At 55.0% G+C, this 19,484-nt stretch carries 18 protein-coding genes; 10 read left to right on the forward strand and 8 right to left on the reverse strand.

The features are described from left to right. Positions 1-31: 31 nt before the first annotated feature. Positions 32-1,114, reverse strand: coding sequence for a geranylgeranyl reductase family protein (locus N5098_RS12525; RefSeq protein ID WP_267638217.1), 1,083 nt, complete (start codon positions 1,112-1,114; stop codon positions 32-34). A gap of 184 nt (positions 1,115-1,298) precedes the next feature. Between N5098_RS12525 and N5098_RS12530 the strand changes: the two genes are divergently transcribed. From N5098_RS12530 to N5098_RS12570, 9 genes are all read left to right on the forward strand, one after another. After that, on the forward strand, positions 1,299-1,568 hold the full coding sequence (locus N5098_RS12530; protein ID WP_267638218.1) for an NADH-quinone oxidoreductase subunit J: 270 nt from the start codon (positions 1,299-1,301) through the stop codon (positions 1,566-1,568). Further along, positions 1,565-1,888 carry a hypothetical protein gene (locus N5098_RS12535; RefSeq protein ID WP_267638219.1) on the forward strand — a complete coding sequence of 108 codons (324 nt, stop codon included), beginning with the start codon at positions 1,565-1,567 and terminating at the stop codon, positions 1,886-1,888. The genes N5098_RS12530 and N5098_RS12535 overlap by 4 nt, the downstream gene beginning before the upstream one ends. Next, positions 1,885-2,190, forward strand: a complete 306-nt coding sequence (gene nuoK / locus N5098_RS12540; RefSeq protein WP_267638220.1) for an NADH-quinone oxidoreductase subunit NuoK — start codon at positions 1,885-1,887, stop codon at positions 2,188-2,190. Before N5098_RS12535 ends, nuoK begins: the two co-directional genes overlap by 4 nt. Before the next feature lie 3 nt (positions 2,191-2,193). Then, positions 2,194-4,239: an NADH-quinone oxidoreductase subunit L gene (nuoL, locus tag N5098_RS12545; protein WP_267638221.1), complete on the forward strand. Its 2,046-nt coding sequence runs from the start codon at positions 2,194-2,196 to the stop codon at positions 4,237-4,239. Continuing rightward, entirely contained in the window at positions 4,240-5,814 is a 1,575-nt protein-coding gene (locus tag N5098_RS12550; RefSeq protein WP_267638222.1) for a complex I subunit 4 family protein, read from the forward strand. Beyond that, on the forward strand, positions 5,811-7,310 hold the full coding sequence (locus N5098_RS12555; RefSeq protein WP_267638223.1) for an NADH-quinone oxidoreductase subunit N: 1,500 nt from the start codon (positions 5,811-5,813) through the stop codon (positions 7,308-7,310). Before N5098_RS12550 ends, N5098_RS12555 begins: the two co-directional genes overlap by 4 nt. A 71-nt stretch (positions 7,311-7,381) precedes the next feature. Further along, positions 7,382-8,362 carry a phosphomevalonate decarboxylase MvaD gene (mvaD, locus tag N5098_RS12560; protein WP_267638224.1) on the forward strand — a complete coding sequence of 327 codons (981 nt, stop codon included), beginning with the start codon at positions 7,382-7,384 and terminating at the stop codon, positions 8,360-8,362. Positions 8,363-8,423: 61 nt separating this feature from the next. Then, positions 8,424-8,876: a UPF0179 family protein gene (locus N5098_RS12565; RefSeq protein ID WP_267638225.1), complete on the forward strand. Its 453-nt coding sequence runs from the start codon at positions 8,424-8,426 to the stop codon at positions 8,874-8,876. A 52-nt stretch (positions 8,877-8,928) separates the two neighbouring features. Further along, positions 8,929-9,114, forward strand: a complete 186-nt coding sequence (locus N5098_RS12570) for an HEWD family protein (RefSeq protein WP_267638226.1) — start codon at positions 8,929-8,931, stop codon at positions 9,112-9,114. Positions 9,115-9,123: 9 nt separating this feature from the next. Here N5098_RS12570 and N5098_RS12575 read toward each other — a convergent pair whose 3' ends face one another. From N5098_RS12575 to N5098_RS12605, 7 genes are all read right to left on the reverse strand, one after another. Further along, positions 9,124-10,194 (reverse strand): DUF7973 family transport facilitator, encoded by a 1,071-nt coding sequence (locus N5098_RS12575; RefSeq protein WP_267638227.1) that lies wholly within the window; start codon positions 10,192-10,194, stop codon positions 9,124-9,126. 157 nt (positions 10,195-10,351) lie between these two features. Continuing rightward, on the reverse strand, positions 10,352-11,350 hold the full coding sequence (locus tag N5098_RS12580; protein ID WP_267638228.1) for a DUF368 domain-containing protein: 999 nt from the start codon (positions 11,348-11,350) through the stop codon (positions 10,352-10,354). Between the two features lie 5 nt (positions 11,351-11,355). Further along, a complete protein-coding gene (locus tag N5098_RS12585; RefSeq protein ID WP_267638229.1) occupies positions 11,356-14,490 on the reverse strand; it encodes an oligosaccharyl transferase, archaeosortase A system-associated in 3,135 nt (1,044 codons plus the stop codon). Positions 14,491-14,570: 80 nt separating this feature from the next. Beyond that, entirely contained in the window at positions 14,571-15,095 is a 525-nt protein-coding gene (locus tag N5098_RS12590; RefSeq protein ID WP_267638230.1) for a DUF5804 family protein, read from the reverse strand. Positions 15,096-15,258: 163 nt separating this feature from the next. Further along, positions 15,259-15,810 carry a response regulator transcription factor gene (locus tag N5098_RS12595; RefSeq protein ID WP_267638231.1) on the reverse strand — a complete coding sequence of 184 codons (552 nt, stop codon included), beginning with the start codon at positions 15,808-15,810 and terminating at the stop codon, positions 15,259-15,261. Between the two features lie 199 nt (positions 15,811-16,009). Beyond that, positions 16,010-17,209, reverse strand: coding sequence for a cystathionine gamma-synthase (locus N5098_RS12600; RefSeq protein ID WP_267638232.1), 1,200 nt, complete (start codon positions 17,207-17,209; stop codon positions 16,010-16,012). Between the two features lie 32 nt (positions 17,210-17,241). Continuing rightward, complete coding sequence (locus tag N5098_RS12605) at positions 17,242-18,228, reverse strand: PLP-dependent cysteine synthase family protein (protein ID WP_267638233.1); 987 nt, start codon at positions 18,226-18,228, stop codon at positions 17,242-17,244. A 427-nt stretch (positions 18,229-18,655) separates the two neighbouring features. Between N5098_RS12605 and N5098_RS12610 the strand changes: the two genes are divergently transcribed. Next, positions 18,656-19,471 carry a DUF8155 domain-containing protein gene (locus N5098_RS12610; protein ID WP_267638234.1) on the forward strand — a complete coding sequence of 272 codons (816 nt, stop codon included), beginning with the start codon at positions 18,656-18,658 and terminating at the stop codon, positions 19,469-19,471. Positions 19,472-19,484: the final 13 nt, after the last annotated feature.

Raw genomic sequence — 19,484 nt, forward strand, 5'->3', positions numbered from 1 at the left:
CAGCGCTGATTCACTCGCCGAAGAGACCACGTCAGCGAGGAAGCATTGTTCGAAGCTGTTCCGTCGAGAACAGCGTCGTCGGGCGGTCCATATGGACACCAATCTCTCCTTCAAACAGTTCCATCCCTGCCTCCTGAATGCGTTCAGGGGCTGAGTACGCCTGACGGAGGAGGTGGCCCAGCCTAATATCGCCCGCCAGTTCATCTCGCCACGCCGTCTCGTACTCCCCAAGAGTTGCGGGGTTCTTCGGGTCGACATGAGAGACAGCACAGTCAGCTGCCGTCATCCCGTAGAGAATTCCGCCGCCTGTGAAGGGCTTGTTGTGACCTGCTGCATCGCCGATGAGAAAAACGCGGCCGGTCGTGACGCTTTCTGGTGGTCCAATTGGAATGAGTCCCGAGCAACGGCGGTCAGTTTCGACACCATACTCCTGAGTGAACCGCTCAAAGCGCGCACTCACGTCGTTTCCGGGTGGCATCGCAAGACCGTACTCTACACCGGCCTCGCCACGAGGGATACGCCAAGCAAAAAACCGGGGAACAGTGAGATGGACATCAACAAACTCCTCTCCATCCGGCTCCTCGTCGAACCCGAGAACACCGTGTAACAGTTCGTCTGGCTCGGGCAAGCCAACGGCGTGACGGACACGGGATTTCGGGCCGTCACAGCCCGCAACCATCCGCGCACGAACTGTCTTTGTCTCATCCGAGCCACGGACAGTCACTTCCACATGGTCGCGGTACTCAGAGAGGTCAACGACCGTGTGCCCCTCACGGACAGTTGCGCCTGCCTCGCGTGCAGCGTCGGCGAGTGTCCGGTCGAGTTCGACTCTGTCGATGACATTCGAGACCACATCATCCTTGAAAAAGCAATGGGGTTGGCTTTCAGGGCCTCCAGTGTGAAACCGTGCGCCGTAGATTTCGTTCTGGAATAGGCGGTCGTGTGCCGAGTCAGGGACGAAATCCCAGATATCAGTGCTGACGTGGCCCGAACAGGCAAGTGGCTCTCCAACAGTCCCCTGCTCGAAAGCGACCACATCGTACCCAGCACCAGCCACACCCCGTGCGAACCGGGACCCGGCGGGCCCAGCGCCCACGACAACGAAATCGTACATACAGTATCTCTTTACTGCCTGGCTCTTAAGCAAGATGGTTGGCAAAGCAGAGAACAGTGGACCCGAGTGGACAGAAACACCCCAAGAACCGTCGGAATTACACCAATAGTTACAACTCAGTGACAAGATATTCGCATAAAAGGGGAATCTTGAAAAGCAGGGCGTGTACACCAACAAAGTAACAATGGTACTCGACCAATTAGCATTCGGGCTTTTCGCGCTGGTGACAGTTGCCAGCAGCCTGGGTGTCGTTCTGGTCCGTGACGTCTGGCACGCGGCGCTGTTACTTGGCGTCGCGCTGTCGAGCGTGGCGATACACTACGTCCTGTTACAGGCTGAATTCATCGCTGTGATGCAAGTTCTGGTCTACATCGGTGGTGTGCTTATCCTGCTCACGTTCGGCGTCATGCTGACCCGAGACGACACAACCGAGACTGGGGAGGTAACACCATGACGACGGGGCCACGGCTCATTGAGATAAATCGCAGTCTCGTTCCGGGACTTATTGCAGTTGTACTGTTTGGAATCATGTCTACCGTGTTTCTGACTGCAGACGGAACGGCAGTTTTCGAATGGGCTTATACCGACCCGAACGCGTTCCCGGACACAAGTATCGTCGCTGCAATCGGGTACACGCTCATCGGGGCAACAGAACACGGTATCGAATCGACAGAGAATTTCATCGTCGCTCTCATTCTTATCGCTGTCTTGCTTGATGCGGCGCTTGACGGGGCACTCATGCTGGCGAAACGGGATGGAGGTGACGAGCGGTGACGGTCCCGCTTGAGTTGTATCTCGTCCTTTCAGCCAGCGTTTTCTGTGCTGGCCTGTTCGGCATTCTCGTTCGCCAATCAGCCCTTCATTTCCTGATGGCTGTGGAGTTGATGCTCAATGCAGCGAACATCAATCTCGTTGCCTTCTCGCTTGAACACGGGAATCTGACCGGGCAGGTGTTTGCGCTGTTTGGCCTCGCACTGGCTGCGGCCGAGGTTGCCATCGGTATCGGCATTATCCTCGTGTTAAACCGAAACTTCGACAATATCGACGTGACTGACGCTGTCACGATGAGGTGGTAACAGATGGTAGATGTTTTCAATTTCGTCGAGGCAATCGCACTTGTCCCGCTCGCGTCCTTTGTGCTCGTCTTGCTGCTTGGCGACAGGATGCCCAAGAAAGGCGCTATCTCAGGTATCGCCGCAACCGGCTTCTCACTGGCGATTTCGCTGTGGGTTGTGCTTGACCTAGCGATGGGCGGTGAAGTCTATCATGAGGAACTATTTACTTTCGTAGCAGGTGACGATGTTGGCGTCGAGTTGATGTTCGGGTTGCTTATTGACCCGCTTGCGGCTCTCATGCTGACTATTGTCTCGCTTATCGCTTTTCTCGTTCATCTTTTCTCGCTTGGGTATATGAACGACGAGGGCGAAATTGGCCTCCGCCGGTACTACGCTAGCCTCAGTCTGTTTACGTTCTCGATGCTGGCGTTTGTCTACAGCAACAATCTTCTGATGGCGTTTATGTTCTTCGAGCTAGTGGGTCTCTGTTCGTTCCTGCTCATTGGCTTTTGGTTCCGCGACGACGGCCCGCCAAGTGCCGCAAAGAAGGCGTTTCTCGTTACCCGCTTTGGAGACTACTTCTTCCTCGTGGGTGTCGTTGCCGTCTTGGGAACGTTCGGAACTGCTGCCTTCGCCGGTGAACACTCTTTTATCATCGAAGCAACCCACGTTCTCGACCCAAGCCACTCTGGTGAGATGAACACGTTCTTTGGACTTGGTGAGCAGGCATGGATTACTGTTATCGCCCTGCTAGTCTTGGGCGGCGTCGTAGGTAAGTCTGCCCAGTTCCCACTACATACGTGGTTGCCCGACGCGATGGAGGGTCCAACGCCTGTCTCGGCACTTATTCACGCAGCGACGATGGTCGCTGCAGGTGTCTATCTCGTTATGCGGATGTACGGCTTCTATGCACTGTCACCGACTGCACTCAGCATTATCGCTCTTATCGGAGGCTTTACCGCGTTCTTTGCCGCAACGATGGCGCTGGTTAAACAAGAGCTCAAGCAGGTGCTCGCGTACTCGACGGTCTCACAGTACGGTTATATGATGCTCGCACTCGGTGGCGGTGGGTACGTCGGCGCAGTGTTCCATCTCACCACCCATGCCATCTTCAAGGCGCTGCTCTTTCTCGGGGCTGGCGCAGTCATCATCGCCATGCACCACAACGAGAACATGTGGGATATGGGCGGCCTGAAATCGCGGATGCCGGTCACCTACTGGACGTTCCTCTTTGGCTCGCTCGCGCTCGCGGGCATCTTCCCGTTCGCGGGCTTTTGGTCGAAAGACGAGGTGCTTTTGGAGACGCTTCAGCACGGTCTCTCGGGTGAACCAATCCTGTTAGTTGGATATGGATTTGGTGCCGCTGCAGTCGTGTTGACGGCGCTTTACACGTTCCGGATGGTGTTCCTCACCTTCCATGGCGATCCCCGGACAGAGACCGCCGAAGACCCCGAGCCGATTGGCTGGAACATGAAGTTCCCGCTTGTGGTTCTGGGTGTGCTTTCGGCTGTCGCCGGCGTGATTAACCTCGGCGCAATCAAGGAGTTCATCGGAGAGGATGCACTGTTCTTAAAGAAGTGGCTCGAAGGCAAAACGTTGGATGGCGAACTCGGCTCACTTTCAGCAAAAGAGTACCATCATATCCTCGAAAGTGATTACGCCGCCGGCTACGAGGTGACAGAAATTTCACCGCTTGGTCCTGGGGCACTTGCACTTGTGCTCGCTCTCATTGGCCTTGGTGGCGCTGTTGCCCTCTATCGCGGTTCGGAGCCGACTCCACATATGACGAAACTCGGTCGCGTTCGCACGCTACTCATGAACAACTACTATCTCGACGAGTTCCAGGTTTGGCTGGCAACAGGACTCACTGCACCGCTCGCCCGCGCGGCGAACAAGTTTGACCAGAGTGGTATCGACGGTGTCGTCAACGGCACCGGTAGTGTGAGCATGTTCACTGGCCAGCGCTTCCGGAAGATTCAGACAGGGATCGTGACGAACTACGCTGCCTTGCTCACAATGGGGCTGGTGTTGCTCCTGTTGGTGTTTGCGCTGATGGGGGGGTGGTTCTAGATGTTTATTGAAGGAATACTCGCGTTCACACTGGCAAGCGCCCTGCTTGTCTTTGGAAGCCCAGACCGATACGCTGGTAAACTCGCGACTGGTCTCAGTCTTGTTCCGCTCGTCGGGAGCGTGCTGATGTGGCTGGACTTTTCGAGTGGCGGGAACGCGCTACTTGCAGATGGTAACGTTGCATTCCAGAACACAGTCGACTGGTTTACGTTTACGTTCGACAGCTTCGAGTTAACGCTTCAGTGGAACGTCGGCGTTGATGGCGTGAGCCTACCCTTGCTGGTGCTGACAACAGTGTTGACGACGCTTGCACTGGTCTCATCATGGACACCAATCGATGCACGCCAGTCCCAGTTCTACGGACTGATGTTGCTCATGGAAATGGCACTTATTGGCGTCTTCACAACGCTCGATTTCCTGCTGTGGTTCGTCTTCTGGGAGGCTGTTCTGATTCCGATGTACTTCCTTATTGCCATCTGGGGGGGACCACGTCGGAAATATGCTGCAATCAAGTTCCTCCTCTATACGAACCTTGCGTCACTGATTATGTTCATCGGGATGTTCTCTCTCATCTTCGGGCTCGGCGACGCCATCTCGACGCTTTCGTTCACCGAGATAGCAGGGGCACTTCGAGCAGGTGAGCTCGGAAGCTTCGCAGGAATGGAAGCGGAAACCCTCCGCCTGTTCGCGTTTGTATTGCTGTTCGTTGGCTTCGCGGTGAAGGTTCCGCTAGTCCCGTTTCATACGTGGCTTCCGGATGCTCACGTTCAGGCACCGACCCCAGTGTCGGTAATGCTGGCTGGCGTTCTCCTGAAAATGGGAACCTACGCACTCCTACGATTTAACTTCACAATGTTGCCTGACGTGGCTCGCGAAAACGCCGAGATTATCGCCGCTATCGGTGTGTTGAGCGTTATTTATGGCGCGTTGCTTGCCCTTGCACAGCGTGATCTTAAGCGTATTGTTGCTTACTCTTCTATCTCGTCGATGGGATACGTCATTCTCGGCCTTGTGGCGTTTACGCCCCACGGGATGGGCGGTGCGACGTTCCAGATGGTCAGCCACGGTCTTATTTCGGGGCTGATGTTCATGGTTGTCGGAGTTATTTATAACGCCACTCACACTCGGATGGTTGGCGACATGTCAGGACTGGCCGACCGGATGCCATGGACAGTCGGTATCTTCGTTGCCGGTTCGTTCGGGTATATGGGACTGCCACTGATGAGTGGCTTCGCTGCTGAAGTGCTGATATTCATCGGCTCGTTCCAATCCACTGTTATCGGCAACGCACCTCTCTTTACCGCGGGCGCAATGTTTGGTATCGTCATCGTTGCGGGCTATCTGCTATGGGCGATGCAACGGACTCTCTTCGGTGAGTTCTCCGTCGAAACCGACTATGAGGTTGGAACTGCACCAGTACACGATATCGCGCCAATGTTCGTCCTTCTTGGACTGATTATCGTGCTGGGCATACAACCCGACATTATCTACGAGGCGATTCAGAACGCTGTCAACCCGCTAAACGACCCGCTGACACTTGCCGTCGACTTCTTTACCGGAGGTGAGCTCCAATGACAGACTTCGGAACGTTGCCCGACTGGGCCGCACTTGGGCCAGCACTTGCGCTGATTTCTACGGCATTTGCCGTGTTTATCGTCGATATGATTCGACCGGACGAGCCATGGAGTGAACTGCTTGCGGGTGTCTCGCTGACAGGGTCACTCGCCGCGCTCGGTCTCAGTCTCTGGTATTTCATCGCGGGGACCGGGCAGGCAGATTGGGGCGGCGCTATCCGACTGTTCGAGGGGACGCTTATCGTCGACGGGATGTCACTGTTCTTCGCGACGATTGTCTCAAGCGTCCTCGTTCTCGTCGTGCTGGCGAGTTACGACTACTTCTCGGGGCACACCCATGAGGCGGAGGTCTACTCGCTGATGTTGCTCGCTGCCACGGGCATGGTGATGGTTGGGATGGCAAACAGCTTCGTTATCGCGTTTATCGCCTTCGAGTTGGCATCGCTTCCCTCCTACGCACTGGTCGCCTCGCTAAAACGGAACCGCGGAAGCGTCGAAGCCGGACTGAAGTACTTCCTTATCGGTGCACTGTCGTCAGCAATTCTCGCTTACGGCATTTCGCTGGTCTACGTTGCGACCGGGTCGCTCCAGTTCGACGCTGTCACGGCAGCGATTTCCGAGGATGTCGGCGGCATCTTCGCGCTGGGCATCGTCATGATTCTTGCTGGCTTTGGCTTCAAGATTGCCGCTGTTCCGTTCCACTTCTGGGCACCCGAAGCATACGAGGGCGCACCGGGGCCAGTTTCCGCATTCCTTAGTTCTGCCTCGAAAGCTGCCGGCTTCGTACTCATCTTCCGCGTGTTCATCGACGTCTTCCCGTACGAGGCAGTCAGCAACACAGTTGACTGGGTGATGGCATTCCAGGCGATTGCTATCGTGACAATGACCATCGCCAACTTCGCCGCGCTCAGACAAGAGAAAGTCAAACGCATGCTCGCGTACTCTTCGATTGGTCATGCAGGGTACGTTCTCATCGCAGTGGCCGCCCTCACTGGGGACGCTAGTGGTTCGTTCGTCCTCGGCTCCGGGATGGCTCACCTCATGGTCTATGCGTTCATGAACACCGGTGCTTTCCTCTTTATCGCGCTGACTGAACATTGGGGAGTGGGTCGCCACATTGAGGACTTCAACGGACTTGGAACACAGGCTCCGTTTGCCGCAAGCGCTATGACACTGTTCCTGTTCTCACTTGCTGGACTGCCAATCGGTGGCGGGTTCCTCTCGAAGCTGTACCTGCTCTTGGCGTCGGTTCGAGCCAATGTTGCCCTGTTGGGCGTTGCACTCGTTGTTAACAGTGTCGTCTCGGTGTTTTACTACACACGAGTGGTCAAGGCCATGTGGGTTGAAGAACCGAGCGAAGACCTCGAAATCGAGAGTCAGCCTGTGGGTCTGTACGCCGCGCTCGCGTTGGCTGCAGTGATGACGTTCCTCCTTTTGCCCGGATTCGGCGCTGTTGTCGAGTTCGCCAACACTGCCGCCGAACTCGTCACGCCCTGAACAGAGTTTGTTTTCCTGCTGTCGGCTTTAGCTTCAAAACTGCCAAGTACCGACGACGAATTGCTCAGAGTATGAAGGCGACAGCGAGAGCCCACCCCATCGAAGGGCTCGTCAAATACCACGGGATGCGCGATGAAGAGCTTCGGCTTCCGTACCATGATTCGATTAGCCTCTGTACTGCGCCGAGTAACACGACAACAACCGTTGAGTTCGATGACACACGTGACGCAGATAGATACGTCATCGACGGTGAGGAAATCGATGGGAGAGCCGCAGAGCGTGTCAGACACGTTGTCGACTACGTTCGCGAACTCGCAGATATTGACACCCGGGTTCGATTCCGGTCAGAAAACTCGTTTCCGACCAACGTTGGTTTTGGCTCGTCAGCTTCAGGATTCGCGGCGGCTGGGATGGCCCTCTCGGAAGCTGCAGGGCTGGACCTGACGCTGCCCGAAGTTTCGACGATTGCGCGCCGTGGCTCGTGCTCTGCCGCGCGGGCAGTGACTGGCGGCTTCTCACATCTCCGAGCAGGCTGCAACGACGACGACTGTCGCTCCGAAGTTGTCGCCTCCCCAGACGCGTTTGACGAAGATCTCCGAATTATTGGCGCGCTGGTTCCGTCCTACAAGGAGACAGAACATGCACACGAGGAAGCCGCAGCGAGTCATATGTTCGATGCCCGAATGGCTCACGTCCACGGTCAAATCGCAAAAATGCGGGACGCACTGCAAGACGGGAACTTCCATCGCACTTTCGAGTTGGCCGAGCAAGATACACTCTCACTGACCGCAACAACAATGACTGGCCCATCCGGGTGGGTCTACTGGCAGCCCGAGACAATCAAGGTGTTCAACACAGTCAGAGAGCTTCGGACCGACGAAGAGATACCCGTCTACTTCTCAGCCGATACCGGCGCAAGCGTCTATGTAAACACGACTGCCGAGTACGTCGACCGTGTCGAAGAAGCGATCAGCGACTGCGGTGTCGAGACTCGTCGGTGGGAACTGGGCGGCCCGGCCCACCTTCTCGACGAGGACAACGCGCTGTTTTGACCCCTGTGGGGCTGTCGAGAGAGCCGGGGGACTTAATCCGACAGCGTTCAAACAGTATATAATGACCACCGTCACGCTTATTGGAACCCGGCTCGCCGAGTCGGGAACCGAGTTCGTCTACAACGGAGAATCCGACGCTTGTGAAGGATGTCCGTATCGCAATCAGTGTCTCAACCTGACTGAGGGATACAAGTACCAAGTCAAGTCGGTCAGAAACGGCGCAAGTACGCTTGACTGTGCAGTACATGATACAGGCGTCACCGCAGTCGAAGTTGAGCCGACGACAGTACAGGCAAACGTCGCATCGAGTAGCGCGTATGCTGGGAGTAAAGCCTCGCTCGAAGGACCGTGTCCACATACAAGTTGCCCGAGTCACGAATACTGCGAACCTGCAGGCGCTTCCACAGACGAGCAATACCGTATCGACGAGGTTGTCGGCGACCCTCCACACGACTACTGTATGCTCGATCGCGACCTCACACTTGTCGAGTTCGAGCCGCCTGAAGAGAAGTGACCACACAGCGTGGTGAGTATCTTTCAATAGCCTCGATGCCAAACATGGCCATATGACGACGATAGACCCACCCCGAGAGCGCCGCTGTCTGCGCTGTGACCGTATCGAAGTATGGGACGACAAACAACAGACCTGGGTGACAGACGAACAAGAACACACTAGCCCCCGAGGGACACCACACTGTGTCCACGAGTGGAACATTACCGGAAACTACTATCCAATTGAAAACGACCTGTAGCCAACCAATCTACAGCACGGGATAGGGAATAGCTGCCGGGTCGACAACCCCAGCAGTTGCCAACAGCGTCAAAAGCAGTGTCGTCACAACAATTGCAACGGCTGGCGGGTCGACGTGTGTGTCACCGTGTGCGTAGAATACTCGCTGGGCAACCTCACCAAGAACGCCACCAAGAATACCGAACACAGCACCAGCGACGAGCCCAACGACTGGTTCAAACTCGCTTGCGACAGCGATTGCCGCGATACCTGCCGGAAGCGCCATATGGTGGGTAACAGGGAACGAGTAGAGACCAAGCGAGAGAAACCCGAGACTGACAAGTGAGAGACCGAAAGCGAGGAACGCGCTGTTGCTCACAAGGGCAATATACCCCGATGCGAGACCAACCCCAAGCCCAAGGACGACTACGTTACCGAATTCGTAATGGTCAGGCAACCATACTTCGACGACTTTCCGTCCTTCAGTCCCTTGTTCAGTTTCGAACGATTCCTCTCCCCAGCGGTCGTCACGGACGTGCGGGCTCATATCGAGAACCGAGCGACTCATACCACGGACGCGGCCGACTAGGGGATAGCCCAGTGTGAGCCGGTGGATGAGTGCTGAAAGCACGACTGCAAGAAAAATCGGGTCTACCGGTAGCTCTAGACCGGCCGCGACTCTTGCAATGAGCACACCGACGACACCGAAGACACCGCCGACAAGCAAGGTGACAGGGTCAGAGCCAAGCGGCTTCGTGATGTTCTTGGCCTGATGATAGCGAAACGTGGTGTCAAACGTCTCGCTTCTGCCAACAAACGCGGCAGCAGCGACGCCGCCGGCGAAAGCGACATGCGGTCCAAGTACCGGCCCGAGTCCGATTGCGCCGCCGAGACCAGTCGCGTCAACAGTCGCTGGGTCGACACCGAACGTCGATAACGTCGCCCCATCAGCGTCCAGTGCGCCAAGTAAGCCAGCCATCTCGGCGATGACGATAATGACACCGGCCAAACTCAACGACGGTAACGCTCCGAGTGCCGCACCGAGCATCCCGCCGGCCAGACCCGCAAGAAGAATTTCGATTGTCAGCTCTGAGAATGGCATTGTTACCTCCAGAAGGCTCCAGCCCGCAACAATAGATACTCGACACTCGATTCAGGGTCAACTCCTGTCAGCTGCCATCGCATACTCACATATCAGTGCGTCCACCTGGGTCATAGTTGTTTGTGTCTCCGACCGAGCCAAGAGTGACGCCAACTGATTACTTGACGGCGTCCCCGTCATAGTCGAGGTCATCGGTATAACGGTCGAGAAGAAGAATGATGCCAGTCCCTGCAACCAGCCCAACAGCGAGACTGCCGATAGCAGCCATCGTAAACTCATCCGTTGCATCACGCATACGAATCGCGGGGTACCGGAGCGCACCGAGCATTAGACTGACTAGGAACGCAAAGGTCGCCATACGATACCGTGCAAGGGCTGCACGAACGATAAAGGCGATTGTAAACAATCCGAGAAATGCACCAATCATGAACACGACGACCACAGCAGTTGCGTCAATGAGAGTATCACTGACACCGCCGCTTACAATGCCAATGACTTCGTCGATGAAGTCGTTCAATGTCTCGGTCATGTGGTCGTACTGTCCGAGCAATAGCAAAATGAACGACCCCGAAATGCCGGGCAGAATCATTCCCGAAATCGCAATTAGCCCTGCGCCAAAGATAATCGGGAGTGTATGCGGGAATGCCTCCGTTGCGGTCTCGCCGGCGACGAGGAACGCAAGAGCAAACCCGACGACTCCCGCAATCATCGGACCTATCTGGGTTAGCCAGCGACGCTCAGCGAGAACCAGTGCCGATGCGCCGATGAGACCAAAGAAGAATGCAAACGTTGGCCCCGGAATGGCCGATAGTGCCGTTTGTACTAATCGAGAGAGAATGATAACCGCAGTTAACATCCCTGAACCCAGCGCGAGGAGAAACGGAATATCCATTCCAACAAGCGAATTGTAGAACTCGCGACGATTTTCAGTCCGGTGGAGTGTCGGGATTTCGGCCAGAATAAATGGATCCAGAGCGGTTACGGCCCCAATAAGGCGCTCGTAAATGCCGGTTATCAAGGCAATCGTCCCGCCGGAGACGCCGGGCACAGCGTCCGCTGCCCCCATTGCCAATCCCTTACAGTAGATAATCGCGAGACTCGCCAATGCCGGACGGCTCTCGACGATGTCGGCTGTCTCGCCGTCAGTGGATGCCACAGCTATCAACCCATGATTCGAACTGTGGGGTTAGTTACTTCTGAAGGAGCAACGAGAGCGCCCGTCTCGTTACTAGCTCCGTCACCAGAACTGCTGTCCTCGCCGCTGTCACTGCTCTGACCATCACTCTGTCCGTCTTCACCTGCGCTGGTACTGTTTTCTTCGCCTTCACCGCCAACGGTGACTTCTTCTTGTTCTAGCTCGACGGTCACTGGCTCAGGGTCTTCACCGATGACCTGTGCCTCGGTGACGTTTGTACTACCTTGCCAGACAAGGAGAGTCCCATTTTCCGAAGCCTCCGTGTCGGCGGTGAACTGGTACGAGGTCGTAGCGTTTACTGCTGTGTCAGTGTATCCATCTTCGGGACCGTACTCGTCGTATCCAGTCGTCGCGTACGGCACAGTCAGTTCGAAGTTCCCTTCGTCATCGGTTGCAACACGGCGCTGGTAAGTGAACTCTTTGCCGTTTTCGGGGTTGAGTTGAACGCGAGTGCTCACAACGGAGTTCGCGGGACCACTCCCTTCGATAGTAGCACCGGGGACACGTTCAAACGTCTTCGTGAACGCTGGCGTCGTTGGGAACATGTTGTTCAACGCTGTAAGCGCAGCCTGCTGGCGCAGCTGTTGGCTTCCTGCTTCCGGATTGGACTGTTCTAGCTGATCGACGAGTGCCTGACTGTATCCCGTGTTTCTGACAGTCTGGCGGAACGAGAGTCGCTTTGCCAGGTTGACGCCGTAGTTGCTCATCTGTACGTCCTGCTGGTCTTGTGGGATAGCAGATGTTTCGCTCATATGGACCAGACGGAAGTTTTCTAGGCCCTCGACTCGTTCGCTTGGCATCGCACCGAGGCCACCAATCTGTGCGGAAGGAGTGTTCTCGACGAACTCTCTGGCCTGACTCATACTGTCGAACAGTCGGACACTGCCATCGTCGCCAGACGGTGCCTCAATCCAGGATTGTCCCTGAAGTTCCTCGGCCTGGAATTCGCGTTCTTCGCCTGTCCACTCGACAACAACGGGCTGGGGTGACTGCGCGCTCCCATGATAGTGATACAGCCGTGACACCATCGAATTATAGTAGGGCTGTTTCCGGATGGTAGATAGCCGCTGAAGTCTGTCCCGCTCGTTGACATTCATAAGTGTTGTCGTGAAGTCCTGCAGTTGATAATCTGGGTGGAACTCGGGTGGCGCAAAGAACTTGCCGCGAATCGGCCGTTGGCTCTCTGTTTCGACCATCCGCCAGTCAATCATGACGTACTGCGTCTGCGCGTTTGTATTCTCGTCTGTCTTAGAGAGTACATCAAGTGCTGTGCTTTCGTCTTGGGCGAGCAGGAAGCGGGCAGCAGTATTAGTCCCTTCCTGGAACGGGTTTGCAGTCGGGATACGCTCTCCGCGCTGCGTTATCCAGTGTCCGTAGTCCCACCAAGACAACACGCCGTAGGCACCGTCTGGATAATCGAAGTCATCAGTTTCCGTGTACGAACCGAATGGGTCCATAGCATCGCCACCAGACTGTCCGTACTGACCGGGTGCCGGTGTGTTCTCATTCATGAACTGAAGGCCATCGTCCCACGCAACGATATCGCCCGGATAACTTGATTGGGACGTATACTCTGTTGCGGTCGTCTCCGCGCTGATAACTGGCAGTCCAAGCAGTGGTGCAAACATTACGAACACGATTGCGACAAGCGTGAGTACCTGATAGGTCTCGAATTCGAACTGTTTTGATGAACCGCCTGTGAGACTGAATATGTACCCGACGAGTGCAGCGTTGAGCCCACCGATGACGAAGGTCATGTAGTACGCGAATCGAAGTTGGGTGAGTGTAGCCACAAGTATGATCACACCCCAGACGACAACAAACAGTTGCTCACGGTTTGGCTTGTCCATGAAGACTTGCTTCAGGAGAAGAATTGCACCGCCGACTCCAGCAGTAAACAGCGCAAGGTGGTACGTCTCGCGGAGCTGACTGAACTCCATTGGCTGTGCCTCGCCAATTGTACCGCCTGAACCGGCAGGTTGAGTTATAAACCCAAAGACACGGTTCGTTTGTCTGAACGCGAAATCAAGCGTTTCCGGGAGTACCAACGCCATCACGGCGACGGTACCAACCATCGTACCGACGACTGCTACTGGATAATAGTAGCGGGGGAAACCACGTGAATCTAGCTGGCGCGACAACAGGGCGAGGAAGGCTACACCTGCAACACCAGCCATCGCAATCGCTGGCTGAAGCAGTGACCGGCCTGTGACATTCATGAGTTCGAGTGACCGGGTCGTGCTAAGAATCAGTAGCGCAGCTGTTGTCATACTGATAATGCCGACGAACGCGGCGTGTTCCGGGCTGTTCCCCCGAACGTGGTCCACGGTCATCTGGAGCAGGAAATAAATGCTAAGGATTGCGAAAAAGACCATGGCTGGCGGCCACGTCCAGACGAACATTGCCATGACGAGGCCAGCCAACATCGAGTAGCCGATTGTTCCCCGCATCGCGTCGAATTCGCGCATCCGAACGAGTTCAAACACCGGTTTTTCGTCTTCTGCCCGCGAAATTGCCACCATCACCGCGAGGACACTGAGTATCATGAACAGAACCTCGATGGCGTGGTGATCGCTACTGCCTGCGATCGTCACCGAAAGATACCGGTCAGGCATGAATGCCATCGTTGCGACAGAGACAAGCCCACCAAGCCGGCCACCGAGACGTTTCCCGATATAATAGGCAGGAACAGTGGCCACCAGTGCAAGGAACGGTGGCGCAATCAAGAATATCTCGCGAACAAGACTATCACTCGGGTTGCCAAGCCCGACGATAAGTGCGACAAATGCGATTAACTGGTCGTACAGTGTTCCGAACTGTTGGGGCGACGTTCCGTATGGGAAGTACGTAAACGGGTCGAACGGCATCGTCGACGGGAAGTTTTCGACCGTATATTCGACCATCCGAAGGTGGTACCACGGGTCGTTACCCGTGTAATAAACCGACCCATCGATCATGAATCGACCGTATTTCCGCAACCGATTCCACAGAATGAATCCAACGAGGAGCACGAGCACTGGTACGTGATAGTATTCGGTAAACCACGCAGCCAGCGCTTTTGATTCCGACTCCTCGGAAAGCTGCTCACGCCAGTTGCTCATTACAAGAAGCAAACAAAAGCGCAGGGAATAAGCCTTATGTAATTCGCTCGCGTGAGGAACATGCGACCCAAAAGCGCAAGCTAAGCCCCAAATTCTGATTCCGTTACACGAACCGTAAGTGTCTGTTCGACATCTCTCAGGTCGTACTCCGGGATCATTCCTCCCGTGCGGGTGACGAGCATCGGTTCGACGAGTTGGAGCGCTGAGTTCCCCGAGCGAGAGTTGGGTTCGTTTTCTCCAGCAGTATCGGCTTCAGTGTCGATGCCAGCTGGTCCGACCAACCCATAGACTTTCAGAAATCGATTACTCTCAGCAGGTGAAAGCTTATCGTCACGGATTGCTGTGGCGAGTTCCCTGGAGAGCCATTCTGTTTCACTCACTGAAGGGTCTCTAACCAGTGCGACATCAACGAACCTGACGAGATACCAGTCCAAGTCATTGAGCAACGCGACCGCCACACCAAGACTGAGTGTATCAACGGCCAGTGAGTTATAGAACGGTTCGTCGAGGTCGTACGCAGCAAGCGCGTTCCTCGATGTCTCTCTTGAGAGTAGTTCGTACTGGAGAGAGACATCGTCCGAACCGACAAGACAGACACGCGCCATACTACGTGTGAACAGAGCCAGTCTAAAAGTGATTTCGTCTTTCCAGCCCTTACACAAAGTAACCGTTCTTGTGCTATCGCTCACCGGTTTCGTGCCGTCGACATGGTGTCCCAGGGGCTCTGGCACCACTAGTCCTGCTGCCTGACAATGTGAGCGTCCCAACTCAGTCTTCGATTAGTTCAGGCGGAATGGTCTCGTCACTCATATCTTCAAGCGTCACATTGATGCTTTGTCTGAGTTCGTTGAGTTGTTCGGTAATTTCTTCGTACTCTTCGCTGCCGTGTTCGTTCACTTTTTCGAGTGTTGTCTTCTTAACAGCCAGACTGAAAAACTCTTGACTGTGTTTGTTGTAGGTGGCACGTTCGATGAGAACCTGAACCAACGCGAGTAGTTCGTCACGGGTAATCGGCTTTGTTTTGTACTCATCGAAGGGCAGGTTCACAATGTCTCGTGCAGGCTCAACGGCGGTGAGCATGGCGACCTGGATGTCGATTCCGTGTTCGGAAAGTCGTGCAAGCACCTCATCACCGGACAGATCCGGCATTTGTCGGTCAAGGAGGACGACATCAAAAGAGTCATGAACAATTTCTAGTGCTTCTTCTCCTCCTGTCGCCATCGAGACATCGTACTCTGCTTCTAGAAACGTTGTATAGAGCTGGGCCAAGTCTTCTTCATCTTCCACGACAAGGACGTTGGCTTTGTCTGTATCTGTCATTGGTTGTATACCCCTGTTGTACAGCCAGTTCACTGCCCGGTGATTCGAACACTCGACGCGGCTGTGATCGTTGCGGGTCTAGATATATGTCTCGAATAACACGTATAAAAGTTGGTTATTTTCTCACAGAAGTGATAATACGTATCACACACGGTAGCAGTCAGAACAGAGACTCTGTGCGCCTAGAGAATAGTCGTAATTACGCGACTGCGGCGTCGATAGCTTGTTCGATATCGTCCCAGAGGTCTTCGATGTGTTCAATTCCGACGCTGATTCTGACCAGCCCATCAGTCAGTCCCGCTTCGAGACGTTCTTGACGTGGGATTGATGCGTGTGTCATGGTAGCAGGCTGTTCGATAAGGCTCTCGACACCACCGAGACTCTCTGCCAGCGCGAACACGTCGGTTTCGGAGACAAAGTCGGCAGTCTCGTCGATCGATGCAGCAAGTTCAAAGCTAACCATCCCGCCGAACTTATCCATCTGTTCGGTCGCAAGCCCGTGCGCGGGGTGAGATTCAAGGCCGGGGTAGTAGACCGTGTCTACATCCGGATGGTCTGCCAGTCGATTAGCAAGTGTCTGTGCGTTCTCACAGTGTCGGTCCATCCGGACAGAGAGGGTTTTCGTTCCACGAAGGATCAAAAAGCACGCAAATGGGTCCAGTGTCGCGCCGACGCTGTTCTGGTAAAACCCGAACTGTTCGTCTAGCTCCTCATTGTCGGTAACCAAGGCTCCGCCGACAACATCGGAATGTCCGCCGAGGTACTTCGTCAGAGAGTGGGAAACGATATCAGCGCCGTGTTCAAGCGGGCGCTGGAGATATGGTGTCGCAAAGGTGTTGTCGACTGCACAGAGTGCGTCGTGGTCGTGGGCAATTTCAGAGAGCGTCGCTATGTCGTTGACTCGCATCAGCGGGTTCGTCGGCGTTTCGACCCACAGCAGTTCTGTCTCCGGACAGATTGCCTCTTGGACAGCGTCGTGGTTGGTCGTGTCAACAAAAGAAAATGAAAGGTCGTAGTCTTCGTACACCTGCCGGAACAATCGGTGTGTCCCGCCGTATACGTCATCACCGGCAATAACATGGTCTCCCGATTCGAGCAAGTTGAGAACAGTGTTTATCGCCGCCATGCCGCTGGCAAAGGCACGACCGTGCTCACCGCCTTCGAGGGCTGCAAGATTATCTTCGAGTGCCGTTCGGGTCGGATTCCCGGTCCGGGAATACTCGTATCCCCGGTCCTCACCGGGGCCGTCCTGAACGTACGTCGATGTCGCATAGATTGGGGGCATTATTGCCCCAGTTTCTTCGTCGGGTTCCTGCCCAGCATGGATGGTGTCTGTTTCGAACCGCCGGCTGAGTTCGTCCGATTCTTCGGCTGTCTCTTCGGGTTGTCGTTGTGTCATGGATTGTATGTCTGTCAGCTTGGCAGCGTTGTTCAGGAATCGTCGACCCACTCTTCGTAGTTGTCGTAAATTCCCTTCGAGAGATATCGCTCACTCGAATCCGGAAAGACGGTGACAACTGTCTCGTGTGGCACGTCGAGTTTGCCTGACTCGATTCGGTCTGCAACATCTTGTGCGACGACACTTGCAGCACCGGCACTCGACCCGACGAGTTGCCCTTCTTCGCTTGCCAATCGTTTAAGCTCTGCTTGTGCGTCTTTGTCGCTTACCTGTTGTACTTCGTCGACCAAATCGGGCTCAAATAGCTCGTTTGTTGCTAGGTTGGAGGTTCCGATTCCTTCGATAGTGTACTCCTCGTGTTCGACATCTTTTCCTTTGGTGTTTGCAAACAGCGACCCTTCTGGCTCGACGGCCGCGACGTGGACAGCAGGTTGTTGCTCACGGATATACTGAGTAATGCCCATCAGCGTCCCTGCGGTGCCACAGCCCGCCACAATTGCGCCGACCTTGCCATCGAGTTCGTCCCAGATTTCCGGACCAGTTGTCGCCTTGTGGGCTTCGACGTTCAGCTCTGAGCTGAACTGCTGTGGAACGATCGCGTTATCGAGTTCCTCGGCCAACTCGTTTGCGTGCTCAATGGCGCGTTTCATTCCGTCTTCGGTGGGTGTATTAACAACCTCGGCACCGAGAGCACGCATCAGCGTCTGTTTCTCGACACTGAAGTTTTCGGGGACAACAAACATCGCTTGCACGTCAAACTGTGTCGCCGCCAGCGCGATACCGATGCCAGTATTCCCGGCAGTCGGCTCGATAATAGTCCCGCCTGGCTCGATATTACCGCGTTCGAGGTGTTGTTCGACCAGATAGACACCGAGACGGTCCTTAATGCTTGCACCCGGATTGAACGATTCGAGTTTGGCGTAAATTGGGACGTTGTCCGGGCTTGCCTGTACCTTAACGAGTGGTGTCTCGCCGACAGTCTCCAGAACAGACTCGAGTTGCTCTCTGTTCGTCGTCATAGCTCTCTCCAACGACGTGTTTGCCAGGTTTTCCGGATTCCCATCAATACATACTGATAAATCCGTGGGTTTAGAACTGTCTATTCCTGCTTTTATCTGGATGACGATTTATGATTACTGGTCGGTCGCCAAGTGTCTGTATCAAGGGTAATGCTTACCGTCTGGTCAGCGCATCGGGTGTAAATTGGCTGTCGGCTATATACCATTCACCGCTATAGAAAACGTCGAACAAAACCCCAGTACAGTGTCTCAATACGACAGTGCATGCTGTCGTTTCCGGTCCGAGACCCCACATCGAAAGATAGCGCCTTTAGTTGTGCCTACTGGATACTGTAACAATTATACAACTGCCAAGCCAAGCCAGTAGAGACCGGGTGTGTAAAGAGACACCGACGAGCATTTTTACCATTCGCCCAATAGCACAACAATGACTGTCACGCTCGACAGCGACATGCTTTTTCAGTACCGGCGGTTCACGCTGTACAACTCGCCGTACGTCGCACACGATACCGGTTGTGCAGTCGACCTCTATCCCACACCGGGGACAGCCCCGTCACCAGTTAGCGGAGAAGTACTGGACACACGGACAGTCAAAGCGCCGTCAAAATCGTATGCCGCCACACACGACCATCTCATCGTTGTAGACACGGGCGAACACGTCGCTCGGATGCTACATATCGACCCGGCAGTTGAAGCTGGGGACCGTATCGAACAAGGGGATTCGCTTGGCTCACTGGTCCGTGCTGGATTCTTCGCGCCTTGGGTCCCAAACCACATTCACCTTGGCTTCCGTGACGACGATACTAACCCATATCGTGCAGCAGGGTCACTGCCGCTCTCGCTAGAGCTCTCTGTTACACCGCTTGACTGGGATGGGACCGGAACTGTCGTCGAGACGGGAAAAACGTGGGCACGGCTTGATGCGCCACGACATCCAAGTCCCGGCGATACGTTCGTTGGTCTTGGAAGCGATGGTGGTGTTCTCGACGGAGGGTTTCCACATTATGACGGCGGAGGACTACTAGGAAACGGTGACCGGGCAGTTGTTGCAGGAAGAGAAGTTGGACCTGTTTCAAATCGAGATGTAGACTGGACGGACTGCACTGTCAACGCAAACGGGCAGCCAGTGACTGGTCTCGCGTTGTATTGCAGTCGCGACGAGTTCGGTATCAAAATTGTTGGCGAAGCTGTTGACTTCGAACTTGGTGACGATATCTCGGTCACAGTTGTGCCCGGAAGCTGAGCGTCCGGCAACC

The organism is Halovenus rubra, assembly GCF_026586665.1.
In the GTDB taxonomy this organism is placed as follows: Archaea; Halobacteriota; Halobacteria; order Halobacteriales; family Haloarculaceae; genus Halovenus; species Halovenus rubra.